This window comes from Streptomyces sp. TAA486, from assembly GCF_000426165.1.
Genome location: NZ_AUEV01000003.1, coordinates 214,943 through 230,621, shown reverse-complemented (window position 1 = coordinate 230,621; position 15,679 = coordinate 214,943). Strand labels below are relative to the sequence as shown.

The window sequence follows — 15,679 nt, the reverse complement described above, 5'->3', positions numbered from 1 at the left end:
TTCCGCCCGCCCACCGTCGTGTGCGGACGGCGCGGCGGATCCGGATCTTCCTCCGGCGCGCCGGAGCTGAGGGGACGTCGCTCAGGAGCCCGGAAGCGGTCTGACCAGACCGGGATCGAGCAGAGGCGCCATCAGGTCCCCGTTGTTCTCCAGCCGCAGGGGCAGTTGTTCGGCGAGGAAGACGAGCTCCTCCGCGCTCCTCGCCGCGTTCAGCTCCTCCCAGGTCAGCGGGGTGGAGACGCTGGGCTGCTGCTTGGCGCGGAGAGTGTAGGGGGCGGCGGTGGTCTTGGCGGCGGCGTTCTGCGAGTGGTCCACGAAGACCTTGCGGGGGCGCAGCGCCCTGGCCATCTTGCTGAGCGCCAGATCGGGCATGGCTGCCTCGGCCTCCAGGGCGATCTTCTTCGCGTACGCGGAGACCGCCGAGGACGGGGTGACCTCGACGGGTGCCAGCAGATGCAGCCCCTTGCCGCCGGAGGTCTTCGGGAGCACAGTGATGTCGTCCGACGCGAGCCGCTCCCGCAGCCACAGTGCGACGGTGCGGCACTCGAGGACGCCGGCTCCCGGGCCGGGGTCGAGGTCGAAGACGAGCCGGTCCGCCCGTGCCTCGTGTTCGACGCGCCACTGAGGGGTGTGCAGCTCCAGCCCTGCGAGGTTCGCCGCCCACACGAGGGTGGCGAGATCGTGGATGAGTACCTGGTGCAGCGGGGTGCTGCTGACCGCGGTGATCTCGTGGACGGTCACCCAGTCGGGGGCGCCGGGCGGCACGTTCTTGGCGAAGAAGGCTGCGGAGTCCACACCGTCGGGATACCGCAGGAAGGAGACGGGGCGGCCCCGCAGATGCGGGAGAAGCGCCTCCGCGACGGTCACGTAATAGTGCAGTGCCTCACCTTTGGTGAATCCGGTGGCCGGATAGAGCACCTTGTCGAGATTGCTGAGAGCGAGACGGCGGCCCTCGACCTCCGTGTACGGCATACCCTGAGAGTCCCATAGAAGGGACGAACCATGCGATCCATCTGGAAAGGGTCCATTTCCTTCGGGCTGGTCTCCATACCGATCAAGGTGGTTTCGGCCACCGAGAGCCACAGCGTCTCCTTTCACCAGGTGCACACGGCCGACGGCGGACGCATCCGCTACCGCAAGGTGTGCGAACTGGAGGAGCGCGAGGTGCCTCGGGAGGAGATAGGCAAGGGATTCGAGACCGGCGACGGCACGACCGTGCAGCTGACGGACGCCGATCTGGCGGCGCTGCCGCTGCCGACGGCCAAGACCGTGGAGATCCTGGGCTTCGTCCCCTCGGAGGACGTGGATCCGATCCAGCTCGACCGCTCGTACTACCTCGCAGGTGACGGCCGCTCCGCGACCAAGCCGTACGCGCTGCTGCGGGAGGCGCTGAAGCGCTCGGGCAAGGTGGCGGTCGGCAAGCTGGCGATGCGCGGGCGGGAGAGCCTCGGGCTGCTGCGCGTGTACGAGAACGTGATCGCGCTGCACACCATGCTCTGGCCGGAGGAGATCCGTTCCGTCAGCGGCGTCGCGCCCGAGGAGGACGTCACCATCCGTGACGCGGAGCTGGATCTCGCGGACACCCTGATGGAGACGCTGGGGGAGCTGGACTGGTCGGAGCTGCACGACGAGTACAGGGAAGCCGTGGAACAGCTCGTCACGGCGAAGATGGAGGGCGTCGACACCGCAGCGGCGGGTAAGGAGGCGGCGGCCCCGGGCAAGGGACAGGTCGTGGACCTGATGGCCGTACTGGAGAGCAGTGTGCAGGCCGCCCGGCAGTCCCGGGGAGAGGGTCGCGAGGCGGCGGCCCCCGACGCCACGGTGCACGAGCTGTCGAAGCAGCGGGGGACCAAGAAGTCGGCCGGTACGAAGAAGGCCCCCGCGAAGAGCACGGCGAAGAAGACCTCGGGAGCGAAGAAGACCGCCGCCAAGAAGTCGCCGGCCACGGCGAAGAAGGCGGCGTCGAAGACGACGGCGAGGCCGGCCGCGAAGAAGACCGCCGCGGCGAAGAAGACCTCCGGCACGAAGAAGCCCGCCGCGAAGACCACTGCGAAGACCACCGCGAAGAGCACGGCGAAGACGGCCGCGAAGAAGACCGCCCGCGCGCGGAAGTCCGCCTAGGAGCTGCCGGTGCCGCCCGAGCGGCGAGGGCTGTGCAGGGCCGGGCGAGCCCTCGGCATTGTCGGCGCTGTCGTGGCGTGACTAGTCTGTTCGCGATGCCGACCGACTGTCGGTATTTCGAACCGACGGTAAGCGCGAAGCGAGCAAGGGGAGGGCGGGGGACATGGGACGTCTTGTGCCGGCCGTGACCAGGGCCCTGGACGTACTGGAGCTCTTCCTCGACTGCGAGGGGACACTCTCCGCCCCCGAGATCACGCGCAGGCTGCAGCTGCCGCGTACGACGGTGCACGAGCTGGTGACCACGCTCACCGCGCGCAGCTACCTGGAACAGCCACCGGACCAGCCCGGACGCTACCGCCTCGGCGTGCGCGGCTATCAGCTCGGCAGCCGCTACGCGGAACAGCTGGACCTGGCCGCCGAGGGGCAGCGGGTGGCGCGCAGCGTCGCCGACACGTGCGACGAGACCGTGCACGTGGCCATCCTCGAGGGCAGCGACGTCATCTACATCGCCAAGGTCGACAGCACGCACGCGGTGCGCATGGTCTCGGCCGCGGGCCGCCGGCTGCCCGCCCATTGCACGTCCGTGGGGAAGATGCTGCTCGCTTCGCTGCCCGACGAGGAGCTGGAGGCGACCCTGGCCGGCGGAGGCCCGCTCGTCTCCATGACGCCCGCCTCCATCACGTCTCCGCAGGAGCTGCGGAAGGCGCTGGCGGAGATCCGCGAGCGGGGCGTGGCCGTGGAGCAGCAGGAGTCCAACCCCGACGTGAGCTGTGTGGCGGCGCCCGTACGGGACTCGGGCGGGAAGGTCGTCGCCGCGCTGAGCATCTCGGTGCCGACGGTCCGCTGGAGCGAGGAGCGGCGGGGCGAGCTGGAGGGCCTCGCGGCCAAGGGTGCGGCGGAACTGTCGGGCCGTCTCGGGCATCGGTGACGGGCGTACGGAGAAGACATCCCGTACAGACGACACGGGCGTACGGAAGGCCGTACGGAAGAGGGAGTGAGCGGCGTGCCTGAGAGGCCGACGGCAGCGGTGGCGGTGGCGGTACGGACGCAGGCCTGGCTCGGTGAGGGGCCGACCTGGGACGGCGCACGGCGGCGCCTGGTGTGGGTGGACATCCTCAACTCCCGTGTGCATACCTTCGATCCGTCCGACGGTGCCAGCACCGTCATGTCCACCGAACAGCATGTGGGGGCCGCGAAGCCGAGGGCGGGCGGCGGTCTCGTCGTCAACCTCCGTGACGGCATAGGCCTTTACGGCCCGGACGGTGCGTTCTCGTGGCTGCACCGCGAGGTGGTGCCCGGGCGGCGCGGCAACGACGCGGCCGTCGCCCCGGACGGTGCGCTGTGGGCGGGCACCATGACGTACGGCGAACAGACGGGCGGCGGCGACCTCAAGCGCGTGACCGGGGACGGGGCAGCCGTGACGGTGCTGCCGGAGGTCACGGTGAGCAACGGCATCGGCTGGAGCCCCGACGGCTCGCTGATGTACTACAACGACACCCCCACGCGCCGCATCGACGTCTTCGACGTGCCCGCGGAACCTGGCGCTGCCGGGTCGGACGTCTCGGGGAGGCGTGCGTTCGCGGAGATCGAGGAGGGCGCCGGCTATCCCGACGGGCTGACTGTCGACGCCGACGGCTGCGTCTGGGTGGCGCTCTGGGACGGCGGTGCCGTCCGCCGCTATACGCCGGACGGCAGGCTGGACCTCACGGTCGAGGTGCCCGTCCTGCGCCCCACGGCCTGCGCCTTCGGCGGACCGGACCTGCGGGATCTGTATGTGACGACCGCGAGTGCCGGAGCGAATCCAGCGGCGAACCCCCTCGCGGGCTCGCTGCTGGTGCTGCCGGGGGCCGGGCAGGGGCTGCCGCAGCCGGCCTTCGAGGGCTGACCCGCAGGGTGAGGAACGGGATCCCTCCGCCGCGTCACTCCTCCCCGGGCTTCCTGTCGCCGAGCATGCGCTGCAACAGGTCGCGCAGCACGGTGCGTTCGTCCGGGGTCAGCCCGGCCAGCGGCTCATTGGCGAAGTCGAGGGCGGCGCGGAGCCTGTCGGCCATGTCGATGCCTTCCTCGGTGGCCGCGGCGAGCTTCACGCGGCGGTCCGCCGGGTCCGGGCGGCGCACGGCGAGACCGCGTGACTCGAGACGGTCCACGATCCCGGTCACGTTCGACGGTTCGCACTTGAGCTGACGCGCCACCTTGCGCATCGCCGTCGGTTCGCGGGCGAGCAGGGCGAGGACGCGGGCCTGGGCGCCGGTCAGCGAGTGGCCGGCAGCGGCCAGCTCGTACTCCTCGTGGTAACGCGCTACGACGGTGCCGATCAGTTCGACGACCTCGCGTGTCACGGGGTCGGTGTCGAATCTGCGCGTACCGGCGGATGTGTGGGGGGTCATGGCGGCAGTCTAGCGCTTTACTTGACAACATGAAATATCAAGGTGTTAGGTTGTTTCAGTCACTGAAACATATTCGTCGAGAGGCCCCCACATGAGCTCGCCCGAATCCCTCCCCGCGACAGGCCGCGAATGGCACCTCGTCTCCCGGCCGCAGGGCTGGCCCGTGCCCGGTGACTTCGCGCTGCGTGAGGGTCCCGTCGCGGCGCCCGCCGAGGGAGAGGTCCTGGTCCGGAACCTGCATCTCTCCGTCGACCCGTACATGCGCGGCCGGATGAACGACGTGAAGTCCTACGTCCCGCCCTTCAAGCTCGACGAGCCGATGACCGGCGGGGCGGTCGGCATCGTCATCGCCTCGAAGGCAGAGGGATTCGCCCCCGGCGACCATGTGCTGCACGACCTGGGCTGGCGGGAGTTCGCCACGCTGCGGGCCAAGTACGCCACCAAGGTCTCGGCCGAACTCGCCCCGCTGACCACCTACTTGGGTGTGCTGGGCATGCCCGGTCTCACGGCGTACGCGGGACTGCTGGAGGTGGCGTCGATGAAGAAGGGCGACGCCGTCTTCGTCTCGGGCGCCGCCGGGGCGGTCGGCAGCCAGGTCGGGCAGATCGCGAAGCTCAAGGGCGCGTCGAAGGTGATCGGCAGCGCCGGGTCGGACGAGAAGGTGCGCGTGCTCACGGAGGAGTACGGGTTCGACGCGGCGTTCAACTACAAGTCCGGCCCGGTGGCGGCCCAGTTGAAGGAGGCGGCTCCCTCCGGGATCGATGTCTACTTCGACAACGTCGGCGGTGAGCACCTGGAAGCCGCCATCAGCTCGCTCAACGTGCACGGCCGCGCGGCGATCTGCGGCATGATCGCGCAGTACAACGCCACCGAGCCCCCTGCCGCGCCGCGGAACCTCGCCATGGTCATCGGCAAGCGGCTGCGTCTGCAGGGGCTGCTGGTGATGGACCACCAGGACCTGATGCCGCAGTTCTTCGAGGAGGTCTCGGGCTGGATCCGCTCCGGCGAGCTGAAGTACCGCGAGACCGTCGTCGAGGGCGTGGAGAACGCCGTGGACGCCTTCCTCGGTCTGCTCAAGGGCGAGAACACCGGCAAGATGATCGTCACTCTCGCCGACTGATCCACCGACCGACCTGAGTACATGCGGAGCTGCCGGCCCATCCGGCGCTCCGGACGCACACACCTGCGCCGACGCCCCGCCGTGGCGGTGGTTAGGCTCGGGAACGGCCGGACGGTCCCGGGCGCGAGACCTCCGGCCACGCCACCGAAACAGGAGGATCCATGTCCATCCAGCCCATCGACGTCAAGTACACCGCCGTGGCCACGGCAGAGAACGGCCGCGACGGTCGCGTCGCCAGCGACGACGGCAAGCTCGACGTCGTGGTCAACCCGCCCAAGGAGCTGGGCGGCAGCGGTGAGGGCACCAACCCGGAGCAGCTGTTCGCCGCCGGCTACAGCGCATGCTTCCAGGGCGCCCTCGGCGTCGTGGCCCGCAAGGCGAAGGCAGACATATCCGGGTCGACGGTGACGGCCAAGGTCGGCTTCGGAAGCCTGCCCGAGGGCGGTTTCGGGCTCAAGGTCGCGCTCGAGGCGCACATACCGAACGTCGACGAGGCCACCGCCAAGGAGTTGCTGGAGAAGGCCCACCAGGTGTGCCCCTACTCCCACGCCACCCGCGGCAACATCGAGGTCATCCTCGGCGTCGCCTGACGCACTGCACTGCACTGCACTGCACAGCAACTGCGGGGCGGTGCACGCGCGTTCCGGCGCCACCCGCACCGCGTCCGAGGGCCGCACGGCACAGCCGTGCGGCCCTCGCGCTTGTTCGTCGACCGGCAGCCTTGTCGCCCGGCGGGGCCGGGCGTCTAGGAGCCGACCCTGCGCTTGTTCCACACGTCGAATCCGACGGCCGCCAGCAGTACCAGTCCCTTGATCACCTGCTGGTAGTCGGTGCCGATGCCGACGAGCGACATGCCGTTGTTGAGGACGCCGAGCACCAGACCGCCGATCACCGCGCCGAGCACGGTGCCCACGCCGCCGCTCATCGAGGCGCCGCCGATGAACGCCGCCGCGATGGCCTCCAGTTCGAAGTTGATGCCTGCCTGCGGCGTGCCCGCGTTGAGCCGTGCCGCGTACACACATCCCGCCAGAGCCGCCAGCACGCCCATGTTCACGAAGACGAGGAACGTGACGCGCTTGTCCTTCACTCCGGAGAGCTTGGCCGCCGCCTTGTTGCCGCCCAGCGCGTAGACGTGACGGCCGATGACGGCGTTGCGCATCACGAAGCCCAGCCCGATCAGCAGCACGCACATGATCAGTAGGACCACCGGCACACCGTGGTAGCTGGCCAGGGTCAGCGTGAAGGCCACGACGGCCGCCACGATCGCCGTGCACTTCAGCACCCACAGATTGAACGGCAGCACCTCCAGCTCGTACGCCAACTGCCGCCTCCTGTCGCGCCATTCCTGCACGAGCACGAAGGCGATGACGACGAGACCGATGACCAGCGTGGGGTTGTGGTACTGGATGTACGGGCCCATCTCGGGGATGAAGCCCTGGGCGATGTCCTGGAAGCCCTTCGGGAAGGGGGCGATCGACTGGCCTTCCAGCAGGATCTGCGTGCCACCGCGGAAGAGCAGCATGCCCGCCAGGGTCACGATGAACGACGGGATGCCGATGTATGCGATCCAGAAGCCCTGCCAGGCGCCGGCAGCGGCACCGATCAGCAGCGACAGGACCAGGGCGAGCACCCATGGCATGTCGTGTTTGACCATCATCACCGCGGCGGCCGCCCCGACGAAGGCGGCGAGCGAGCCGACGGACAGGTCGATATGGCCGGCGATGATGACGATCATCATGCCCATGGCCAGGATGAGGATGTAGCTGTTCTGCTGGACGATGTTGGAGACGTTGTTCGGCAGCAGCAGCGAGCCGTCGGTCCATATCTGGAACAGCACGACGATGAGCGCGAGTGCGAAGAGCATGCCGTACTGGCGCATGTTGTTGCGTACGGCGTCCATGAGCAGCATCCCCGCGGACGCCCCGCCGGAGCCGGAACCAGAACCGGAGGGTGGCTGCGGACTTCCGTCCGGGTGGGCTTGCGTATCTGTCGGTGTCGTCATGGGTCGGCCCTCAGCTCTTCTCACTCGTGCCGTCGGCAGGGGTGGTGGTGCTCGTGGGTGTGCTGGTGTCGAGGGATTCGGTCATGTGCCGCATCAGGAGTTCCTGCGTCGCTTCCTCACGCCTGACCTCGCCGGTGAGCCGCCCCGCCGACATCGTGTAGATCCGGTCGCACATGCCCAGCAGTTCGGGCAGTTCGGAGGAGATGAAGACCACCGCCTTGCCGTCGGCGGCGAGCTTGTCGATGACCGTGTAGATCTCGTACTTGGCGCCGACGTCGATCCCGCGCGTCGGCTCGTCGAGGATGAGCACGTCCGGTTCGGCGTGGATCCACTTGCTCAGGACGACCTTCTGCTGGTTGCCGCCGCTGAGCCGCTGCACCTGCTCATGGACCGTGGGTGCCTTGATGTTCATCGACCGGCGGTAGCGCTCGGAGACCCGCCGCTCCTCGTGCTCGTCGACGACGCCCCGCCGCGTGAGTCCGCCCAGCGAGGCGAGCGAGATGTTGCGGTTGATGTCGTCGATGAGGTTGAGCCCGTAGGTCTTGCGGTCCTCCGTCACGTACGCGATGCCGTGCGAGATCGCCTCCGGCACGGTGCGCGTGAGGACTTCACGGCCCTCCACGGACACGGTGCCGCCCTCGTACACGCCGTACGAGCGCCCGAAGACGTTCATCGCCAGCTCCGTGCGCCCCGCGCCCATCAGCCCGGCGATGCCGAGGATCTCGCCGCGCCGCACCTCCAGCGAGACGTCGTCGACGACCTTGCGCTGCTGGTCGATCGGATGCCGCACCGTCCAGCCGGACACGGCCATCGCGACCCGTCCCGCGTCCTCGCCCGTGTACGGGGTGCGCGGCGGGAAGCGCTGGTCCAGGTCGCGGCCGACCATGCCGCGGATGATGCGATCCTCGGAGATCTCCGGCTCGTCGCCCGGGTGTTCGCGCACCGTGAGCGTCTCGATGGTGCGGCCGTCGCGCAGGATGGTGACGGAGTCGGCGATCTGGCGGATCTCGTTCAGCTTGTGGGAGATGACGATGCAGGCGATGCCCTGCCCGCGCAGCTCCCCGATGAGCTCGAGGAGTTTGCGGCTGTCCTCGTCGTTGAGGGCGGCGGTCGGCTCGTCGAGGATGAGCAGCTTCACCTCCTTGGAGAGCGCCTTGGCGATCTCCACGAGCTGCTGCTTGCCGACGCCGATGTCGGCGATGCGGGTCTGCGGCTTGTCCGGCAGGCCGACCCGCTTCAGCAGTGCGTCGGCACGCCGCAGCGTCTCGCCCCAGCTGATGATGCCCCGAGTGGCGTGCTCGTTGCCGAGGAAGATGTTCTCGGCGAGGGAGAGGAAGGGCACCAGGGCGAGTTCCTGGTGGATGATGACGATGCCGCGCTGCTCGCTCGCCCGGATGTCCTTGAACGCGCAGGGCTCGCCGCCGAAGAGGATCTCGCCCTCGTAACTCCCGTGCGGATGAACGCCGCTGAGCACCTTCACCAGCGTCGACTTGCCCGCGCCGTTCTCGCCGCAGACGGCGTGGATCTCACCGGCCCGCACCGTCAGATTGACGTCGGACAGCGCCTTGACCCCGGGGAAGGTCTTGGTGATTCCGCGCATCTCCAGGACGGTGCCGCCGGTCCCCGCCGGCGCCGACTGCTCTGCCGGGGCCGTCACTTGAGCTGTCCCGCCGTGTAGTAGCCGTCGTCGACGAGGCGCTGGGTGCTGTCCTTGTCGATGCTCACGGGCTTCAGCAGGTACGAGGGCACGACCTTCTTGCCGTTGTCGTACGTCTTGGTGTCGTTGACCTCGGGCTTCTTGCCTGTCAGCACGGCGTCGCCCATCTGAACGGCCTGCTTGGCGAGTTTGCGGGTGTCCTTGTAGACCGTCTGCGTCTGCTGCCCGCGGATGATCGACTTCACGGATGCCAGCTCCGCGTCCTGCCCGGTCACCACGGGGAGGGGCTTGTCCCCGCCGCCGTAGCCGGCGCTCTTGAGGGCGGAGAGGATGCCGATCGAGATGCCGTCGTAGGGGGAGAGGACCGCGTCGATCTCCTCCGAGCCGTAGTTCTTCGACAGCAGGTCGTCCATCCGCTTCTGCGCGGTGCCGCCGTCCCAGCGCAGCGTCGTCGCCTGGTTCATCTTCGTCTGCTTGCTGCGGACGTGGAGCTGCCCCTTGTCGATGTACGGACGCAGCACCTTCATCGCGCCGTCCCAGAAGAACTTGGTGTTGTTGTCGTCCGGGGAGCCCGCGAAGAGCTCGACGTTGAACTCCTCGTCCTTCTTCTCGTCCAGCTTCAGTTTGTCGACGATGTAGCCGCCCTGGAGCTCGCCCACGCGCTCGTTGTCGAAGGAGGCGTAGTAGTCGACGTTCGGTGTTCCCAGGATGAGCCGGTCGTAGGAGATCACCGGAACGCCGGCCTCCTTGGCCCGGCGCAGCACGTCCGTGAGCGCCGAACCGTCGATGGCGGCGACGACGAGCAGCCGGTGCCCCTTGGCGATCATGTTCTCGATCTGGGCGACCTGGTTCTCGACCTTGTCGTCGCCGAACTGCAGGTCCGCCTTGTAGCCGGCGGCCTTGAACTGCCGGGCCATGTTCTTGCCGTCGGCTATCCACCGCTCCGAGGACTTGGTCGGCATGGCCAGTCCGACCGTGCCCCCCTTGCCCTTGTCCGGCTTGTAGCGGCTGCCGCCCTTCGCCTCCTGGCCGCAGCCGGCCAGCGAGGCGGTGAGCAGCGCGGCGGCTGCGAGGGCGGCCACCGGGGCGGTTCGCCGGCGCTGTCGTGGTGCTGGAATCGGGGTGCGTGTGCGGGTGCCCATGTGTCAGTTCCTCTCGGGGAGGGGGAAACGCTGGAGCGTGCCGGGCAGTCGTGAGCCGAGCGGTGACATTCCGCCGTCGGCTCCGAGGCGTGCGAGCAGATCGAGGGCGAGCCTGCCCCGGCGTACGCGTTCGCGCGCGCCGCGGAGGGTCAGATCGCGCAGATGCGCGCCGTACGGGTAGATGCCCGGCGCCTTGCTGAGGCCGAACTTGAGGTAGATGGGTGCGCCGCGCCGGATCAGCTCGGCCGCCTCGTACATCCGGACGTAGCCGCCGAGGTCGTCGGGCGCCTCCAGATAGAAGTCCATCGGGGCGGCACTGACTCGGCGTATCTCGGTGATGTGCGCGAGCGTCAGATCGGACGGGATGTTGAGCGAGTCCGCACCGAGACGCTCGTGCACGCTGTACGCGGCGGGGTTCACCGGGCCGATGAGTGCGGAGACCTTGAGGGTGGTGTCGGCGGGCAGTTCACCGCGGGCACGCAGCTGGTGGAGCGTCCACAGCACGCCCTCGTCGGCGACCAGCAGGCAACGCACGCCCAGTTCGGTCGCCCGCAGGGCGTCCTCGACGCAGCCGGCCACGGCGTCGTGGCCGCGGGCGCGCAGGCCGCCGCCGCCGGAATCCGTGCGGGTCGACGCTCCGACGTCCCATGTGCCGCGCGGACCGGTGAAGAGGCACAGCTCGATGTTCCGCCCGGCGCACGCGTCCACCATCTCCGTGATCTCCGCGTCGGTCAGCATCCATACGCCGCTGCCCTGGCTGATGCGGTGCACGGGCACGTCGAGGGAGGAAGCCTCCTCCAGCACGGCGGCCAGCGCCTCCGGCCCCTCGCAGGAGGGGACTTCGGTGCGCCAGGTGCCGCCGTCCGGGAAGGCGTGCGGTGAGGCGTCGGCCGGGTCGGGTTCGGGGGCGCCCATGCCCAGGATGTCCAGGGCGTCGGCGCCGGGACGGCGGGGTCCGGGGGGTCGGGTGGGCACGGTGCTCCTGACGGTCGGAAACTGGAAATGACGGTCGGGGACGGGGAGTTCGCATCCATATGGGGTTGTGTGGCGGTGGCGCGGTGGGTGTGCCGGTCCGAGGCGGTGGGCGTCGGGCGACGGTCAGGGCCTCAGCAGCACTTTTCCGACGGCCGGGTCGCCGCTGCCGACGAGGCCGATGGCCTCGCCGAAGGCGGTCAGGGGGAGTTCGTGCGTGATGAGCGGTGCGGGGTCGAGCAGTCCCGTGCCGAAGGCCCGTACGGCGTACGACCAGGCCGCGGACGGCGCGCCGAAGACCGATCGGACGGTCAGCTGGCTGACGGAGAGATGGACCGGGTCGATGCCCTGCGCTCCCGGCTCGAACATGCCGGTGAGCACGACGCGTCCGCCGCGCCGGGCGAGCTTGCAGGCGTCGTGGGCGGTGGTCGCCGCGCCGGCCGTCTCCACGACCAGGTCGAAGCCTTCGGTGCCGGTGCCGTCCGCCGCCCCGGGGGTACGGGCGTGCGTCGCGCCCATCGTCAGGGCCTGCTCCGCACGTTGCGCGCGGGGATCGACGACCAGCAGCCCGGCGGGGGAGTGCGCCGCGAGCAGCTGTACCGCGAGCAGTCCGAGTGTTCCCGTCCCGAGCACGGCCACCCGCTCGCCCGCGCGGGGTTCGGCCGCCAGCACAGCCGCCGCGACGACCGCGGCGGGCTCCAGCAGCGCGGCGGCACGCAGATCGGAGTCGTCGGGTAGGAGATGCAGCAGCCGCGCGGGCAGTACGAGCGAGTCGGCGAAGGCGCCGGGTTGGGTGAAGCCCGTCTCGTCGTAGCCGCTCATGCACAGGCTGGTCGCTCCCTCCCGGCAGCGGTCGCAGCGCAGACAGGCGCGGAACCCCTCGGCGACGACCTTCCGCCCCAGGAGCTCGGGGGAGGCGCCCTCGCCGACGGCCTCGACCGTCCCCGCCCACTCGTGGCCGGGCGTCACCGGGTAGCGGACGTAGCCTTCGGCGCGGGTGCCGTCGTAGACCTCCCGGTCGCTGGCGCAGATCCCGGCGGCATGCACGGCGACGCTCACCTCGCCAGGACCCGGCTGCGGCTGCGGTCCGGTGGCCAGCCGGTGCTGGCCGGGCCCGTCGATGACGACGGACCGTACGGACGGCGTGCCGCCTTCCTGGGGGCGACCGCTCACGCTCACTCGCCTCCTCCGGCAGCGGCCGGGTCCCGCTTCTCCCAGCCCTCGGCCCACAGGTCGAACCGGGCCTGCTGCTGGGGGAATTCGGCTGCCGCGTCGATGTCCAGCTCCACGCCCAGACCGGGAGCGGTGGGCAGCTGGAAGTAGCCGTCGACGACCTGCGGCGCTCCCTTGACGACCTTCTTGATCTCCGCGTCGGCGAAGTCGTTGAAGTGTTCCAGGATCTTGAAGTTCGGTGTGCAGCCCGCGACCTGAAGGGACGCCGAGGTCAGTACGGGCCCGCCCACGTTGTGCGGCGCGATCAGCATGTAATGCGTCTCGGCGGTGGCGGCGAGCTTCCGGGTCTCCAGGATCCCGCCGACGTGGCCGACGTCGGGCTGGATGATGTCGGCGGCCTGCGACTCGAAGAGCTCCCTGAACTCGATGCGGTCGTGGATGCGTTCGCCCGTCGCCACGGGCAGCTCCACCTTCTCCGCGACCTTGGCCAGCGCCTTGAGGTTCTCCGGCGGCACCGGCTCCTCCAGCCACGCCGGACGGAAGGGCGCCATCTCGTGGGCCAGCCGCACGGCCGTCGAGGGGCTGAACCGGCCGTGCATCTCCAGCATCAGCTCGGTCCCCGGCCCGATCGCGTCCCTTACGGCCTCGATGAGTGAGACCGCATAATGGGTGGCATCGTTGTCAAGCTCGAAATGCCCGGTGCCGAACGGGTCGATCTTCAGGGCCCGGTAGCCCCTCTCGACCACCGCCCGTGCGGCCTTGTGGTAGGCGTCCGGGGTGCGCTCGGTCGTGTACCAGCCGTTCGCGTACGCCTTCACCCGGTCCGTGACCCGGCCGCCCAGCAGTTGCCAGACCGGTACGCCCAGGGCCTTGCCCTTGATGTCCCAGCAGGCCATCTCGACGCAGGCGATGCCGGACATCACGATCTCCCCGGCCCGCCCGTAGTCGCCGTACTTCATCCGCCGCACCAGATCCTCCGCCGCGAACGGGTCGGAGCCGGCGATGTGGTTGGCCTCCGCCTCACGCAGATAGCCGACGAGAGCGTCGGTGTGCCCGAGCATCCTTGTCTCGCCGATTCCCGTGAGGCCTTCGTCGGTGTGGACCTGGACGTAGGTGAGGTTGCGCCAGGGAGTGCCGACGACATGGGTGGTTATTCCGGTGATGCGCACAGCGATCGGTCCTTCATGGTGCTGGACGTCGTTCGAGATTTCGACTCATGTTCGAAATGCTGTCTGCGCGAATCTATTGATGCACCGTGAGCGGCGTCAATGGGTGGTTCGGAGGTTCTTGTGGAGAGAGCGGGGAGGTACTGCCGCGCGAGGCGCGCGCTACCGCGGACGCTCTCCGTGCCGTGCGGTGATGCCCCGGTAGGCGAGTTCGGCAAGCTTGCGCTGCCCGGCCTTGCTGGGGTGGAACCAGTCCCACCGGCTCAGTTCGGCCTTGGTGAAGCGGTAGCGGAAGACCGCGCCCCCGTCGTAGCGGCAGCGCAGCATCTTCTCGCACTCCTCCTTCAGCGCGGAGTTGTACGCCATCACCCGCTCGTGCACCTCTTGGCGCCGCTCCTGGGCGGCGGGGGTTGTCGACATCGGGTCGCGCAGCATCGACTGGCAGATCCCCAGGCTCCAGACCCGCTCGCCCCATGGATCGCCGCGCCCCTCGGACCACAGCCGCTTGAGGTTCGGCACGCTGGCGACGTACACGTGCGCCTTCGGGCGTGACTCGTGCAGAGTGCGCAGCCCCGCACGGAAGTCGGCGCGGAAGTCCTCAACGGGAGTCATCTGCTCGACGGTGGGCCGGCACGCGTCGTTCGCGCCCGCCAGTACCGTCACCAGGTCGGGCCGCTTCCGCGCGGCGCGCTCCATCTGCTGGGGAAGATCGGACATCAGGGAACCGCTGACGGCGAAGTTCCAGCTGCGCCGCTGCGGACCGCCGTCGATGAGCCGTTCGGCGAGGCTCCGCACGGACGCGTCCGTACCGGTGACCCAGGACGCGCGGCTGCAGTCCGCAAGCAGTGAACAGGCGTCGAATCCCTGGGTGATCGAGTCGCCGACCGCCGCGATGGACTCCGGGTGCCGGTCCCAGGGAGGGGCGGGAGAGGGGCGCGTGGCGCCGGGAGGGCGCTCCCCGGTTGTGTCCCCACTTCCGATGCCCCACGCGCCGGCGAGGGCGAGACCTCCGGTGAGCAGGAGAGCCGCCGAGGCGAGCGCGACGGTCCGTCCACGACGTGTTATCCGCGCGCCGGTGCCCGGACCGCTGCCCGTGGCCCCGCGTCTCTCCGGCATCTTCCCCCTCGTTCCGCGCTGTCCTTGCGACGGTACGTCACCACTCGTCCACGGGTGCGCGATAGCTTGGGCCCGTGCTCTTCTGCGAGTTTCGCATCGGGCCGACGGGCCGGAGAGCGTGTTCGGCGACAGCAAAATATTACACCGCGTCACCTCATGTCCCCTTCGGGGAGAATTGGCGCCAATGGTGTTTACTATTCGTCACCACGGCGCTGATTGAGAAGTGCCCGGTGATGCAGGAGGTCAGGCGCCGGCCCGGCGCGTGACAGGCAGTAGTCGAGGCAGTCCGGTGAAGACGCCCTCGAACCGCACTGGAGGTTCCGGTGACGACACGTGGAGTTCTGTACGTGCACTCCGCGCCCCGCGCGCTGTGCCCGCACGTCGAATGGGCTGTGGCCGGCGTCCTCGGCGCCCGCGTCAATCTCGACTGGATCAGACAGCCGGCCTCCCCGGGCACCTGGCGTGCGGAGTTCTCCTGGCAGGGCGAGCCGGGCACGGCCTCCAAGCTCGCCTCCGCGCTCCGCGGCTGGCACCTGCTGCGTTTCGAGGTCACCGCCGAGCCCTGCACCACCGCCGAGGGCGAGCGCTACAGCTCCACACCCGAACTGGGGATCTTCCACGCGGTCACAGGGATGCACGGAGACATCCTCATTCCGGAGGACCGCCTGCGTGCGGCGGTGGGCCGCGCCTCACGTGGTGAGAGTGAACTCGAGGCGGAGATCGCCAAGTTGCTCGGCAAGCCGTGGGACGACGAGCTGGAACCTTTCCGCTATGCGGGCGAAGGTGCCCCGGTTCGCTGGCTCCACCAAGTGGTCTGAGCCCT

The 15,679-nt window shown here is 69.4% G+C and carries 14 protein-coding genes and 1 pseudogene; 6 read left to right on the top strand and 9 right to left on the bottom strand.

What is annotated here, in order from left to right; all coding sequences use genetic code 11:
• Positions 1–81: 81 nt before the first annotated feature.
• Positions 82–972: a non-homologous end-joining DNA ligase gene (ligD, locus tag I004_RS0107745; RefSeq protein ID WP_028435005.1), complete on the bottom strand. Its 891-nt coding sequence runs from the start codon at positions 970–972 to the stop codon at positions 82–84.
• A 30-nt stretch (positions 973–1,002) separates the two neighbouring features.
• Here ligD and ku point away from each other — a divergent pair, with 30 nt between their 5' ends.
• The 3 genes from ku to I004_RS0107730 all read left to right on the top strand — a co-directional run bounded on the left by ku (position 1,003) and on the right by I004_RS0107730 (position 4,006).
• Positions 1,003–2,121: a non-homologous end joining protein Ku gene (ku, locus tag I004_RS0107740; RefSeq protein ID WP_028435004.1), complete on the top strand. Its 1,119-nt coding sequence runs from the start codon at positions 1,003–1,005 to the stop codon at positions 2,119–2,121.
• Between the two features lie 163 nt (positions 2,122–2,284).
• Positions 2,285–3,049: an IclR family transcriptional regulator gene (locus I004_RS0107735; RefSeq protein ID WP_028435003.1), complete on the top strand. Its 765-nt coding sequence runs from the start codon at positions 2,285–2,287 to the stop codon at positions 3,047–3,049.
• Positions 3,050–3,124: 75 nt separating this feature from the next.
• Positions 3,125–4,006, top strand: coding sequence for an SMP-30/gluconolactonase/LRE family protein (locus I004_RS0107730; protein WP_028435002.1), 882 nt, complete (start codon positions 3,125–3,127; stop codon positions 4,004–4,006).
• A 34-nt stretch (positions 4,007–4,040) separates the two neighbouring features.
• Here the strand turns inward: I004_RS0107730 and I004_RS0107725 are convergent, their stop codons facing one another.
• Positions 4,041–4,508, bottom strand: a complete 468-nt coding sequence (locus tag I004_RS0107725; protein ID WP_037975369.1) for a MarR family transcriptional regulator — start codon at positions 4,506–4,508, stop codon at positions 4,041–4,043.
• A gap of 91 nt (positions 4,509–4,599) precedes the next feature.
• Between I004_RS0107725 and I004_RS0107720 the strand changes: the two genes are divergently transcribed.
• Together I004_RS0107720 and I004_RS0107715 are read left to right on the top strand one after the other, a co-directional pair.
• Positions 4,600–5,628, top strand: coding sequence for an MDR family NADP-dependent oxidoreductase (locus I004_RS0107720; RefSeq protein ID WP_028435000.1), 1,029 nt, complete (start codon positions 4,600–4,602; stop codon positions 5,626–5,628).
• Positions 5,629–5,789: 161 nt separating this feature from the next.
• A complete protein-coding gene (locus I004_RS0107715; RefSeq protein ID WP_028434999.1) occupies positions 5,790–6,218 on the top strand; it encodes an organic hydroperoxide resistance protein in 429 nt (142 codons plus the stop codon).
• A gap of 155 nt (positions 6,219–6,373) precedes the next feature.
• Here the strand turns inward: I004_RS0107715 and mmsB are convergent, their stop codons facing one another.
• The 7 genes and pseudogenes from mmsB to I004_RS0107680 all read right to left on the bottom strand — a co-directional run bounded on the left by mmsB (position 6,374) and on the right by I004_RS0107680 (position 14,856).
• Positions 6,374–7,630 carry a multiple monosaccharide ABC transporter permease gene (gene mmsB, locus I004_RS0107710; RefSeq protein ID WP_028434998.1) on the bottom strand — a complete coding sequence of 419 codons (1,257 nt, stop codon included), beginning with the start codon at positions 7,628–7,630 and terminating at the stop codon, positions 6,374–6,376.
• A gap of 10 nt (positions 7,631–7,640) precedes the next feature.
• A pseudogene (gene mmsA, locus I004_RS0107705) lies at positions 7,641–9,179 on the bottom strand (multiple monosaccharide ABC transporter ATP-binding protein); the annotation flags it as partial.
• A gap of 104 nt (positions 9,180–9,283) precedes the next feature.
• On the bottom strand, positions 9,284–10,429 hold the full coding sequence (gene chvE / locus I004_RS0107700; protein WP_051344826.1) for a multiple monosaccharide ABC transporter substrate-binding protein: 1,146 nt from the start codon (positions 10,427–10,429) through the stop codon (positions 9,284–9,286).
• A gap of 3 nt (positions 10,430–10,432) precedes the next feature.
• Complete coding sequence (locus I004_RS0107695) at positions 10,433–11,344, bottom strand: hypothetical protein (RefSeq protein WP_486579871.1); 912 nt, start codon at positions 11,342–11,344, stop codon at positions 10,433–10,435.
• Between the two features lie 183 nt (positions 11,345–11,527).
• Positions 11,528–12,574: an alcohol dehydrogenase catalytic domain-containing protein gene (locus I004_RS0107690; protein WP_051344825.1), complete on the bottom strand. Its 1,047-nt coding sequence runs from the start codon at positions 12,572–12,574 to the stop codon at positions 11,528–11,530.
• Between the two features lie 2 nt (positions 12,575–12,576).
• Positions 12,577–13,743, bottom strand: a complete 1,167-nt coding sequence (locus I004_RS0107685; protein WP_028434993.1) for a mandelate racemase/muconate lactonizing enzyme family protein — start codon at positions 13,741–13,743, stop codon at positions 12,577–12,579.
• Positions 13,744–13,902: 159 nt separating this feature from the next.
• Positions 13,903–14,856 (bottom strand): SGNH/GDSL hydrolase family protein, encoded by a 954-nt coding sequence (locus I004_RS0107680; RefSeq protein WP_078510919.1) that lies wholly within the window; start codon positions 14,854–14,856, stop codon positions 13,903–13,905.
• Positions 14,857–15,179: 323 nt separating this feature from the next.
• Between I004_RS0107680 and I004_RS0107675 the strand changes: the two genes are divergently transcribed.
• Positions 15,180–15,674 (top strand): DUF3145 domain-containing protein, encoded by a 495-nt coding sequence (locus I004_RS0107675; protein ID WP_028434991.1) that lies wholly within the window; start codon positions 15,180–15,182, stop codon positions 15,672–15,674.
• Positions 15,675–15,679 lie beyond the last annotated feature (5 nt).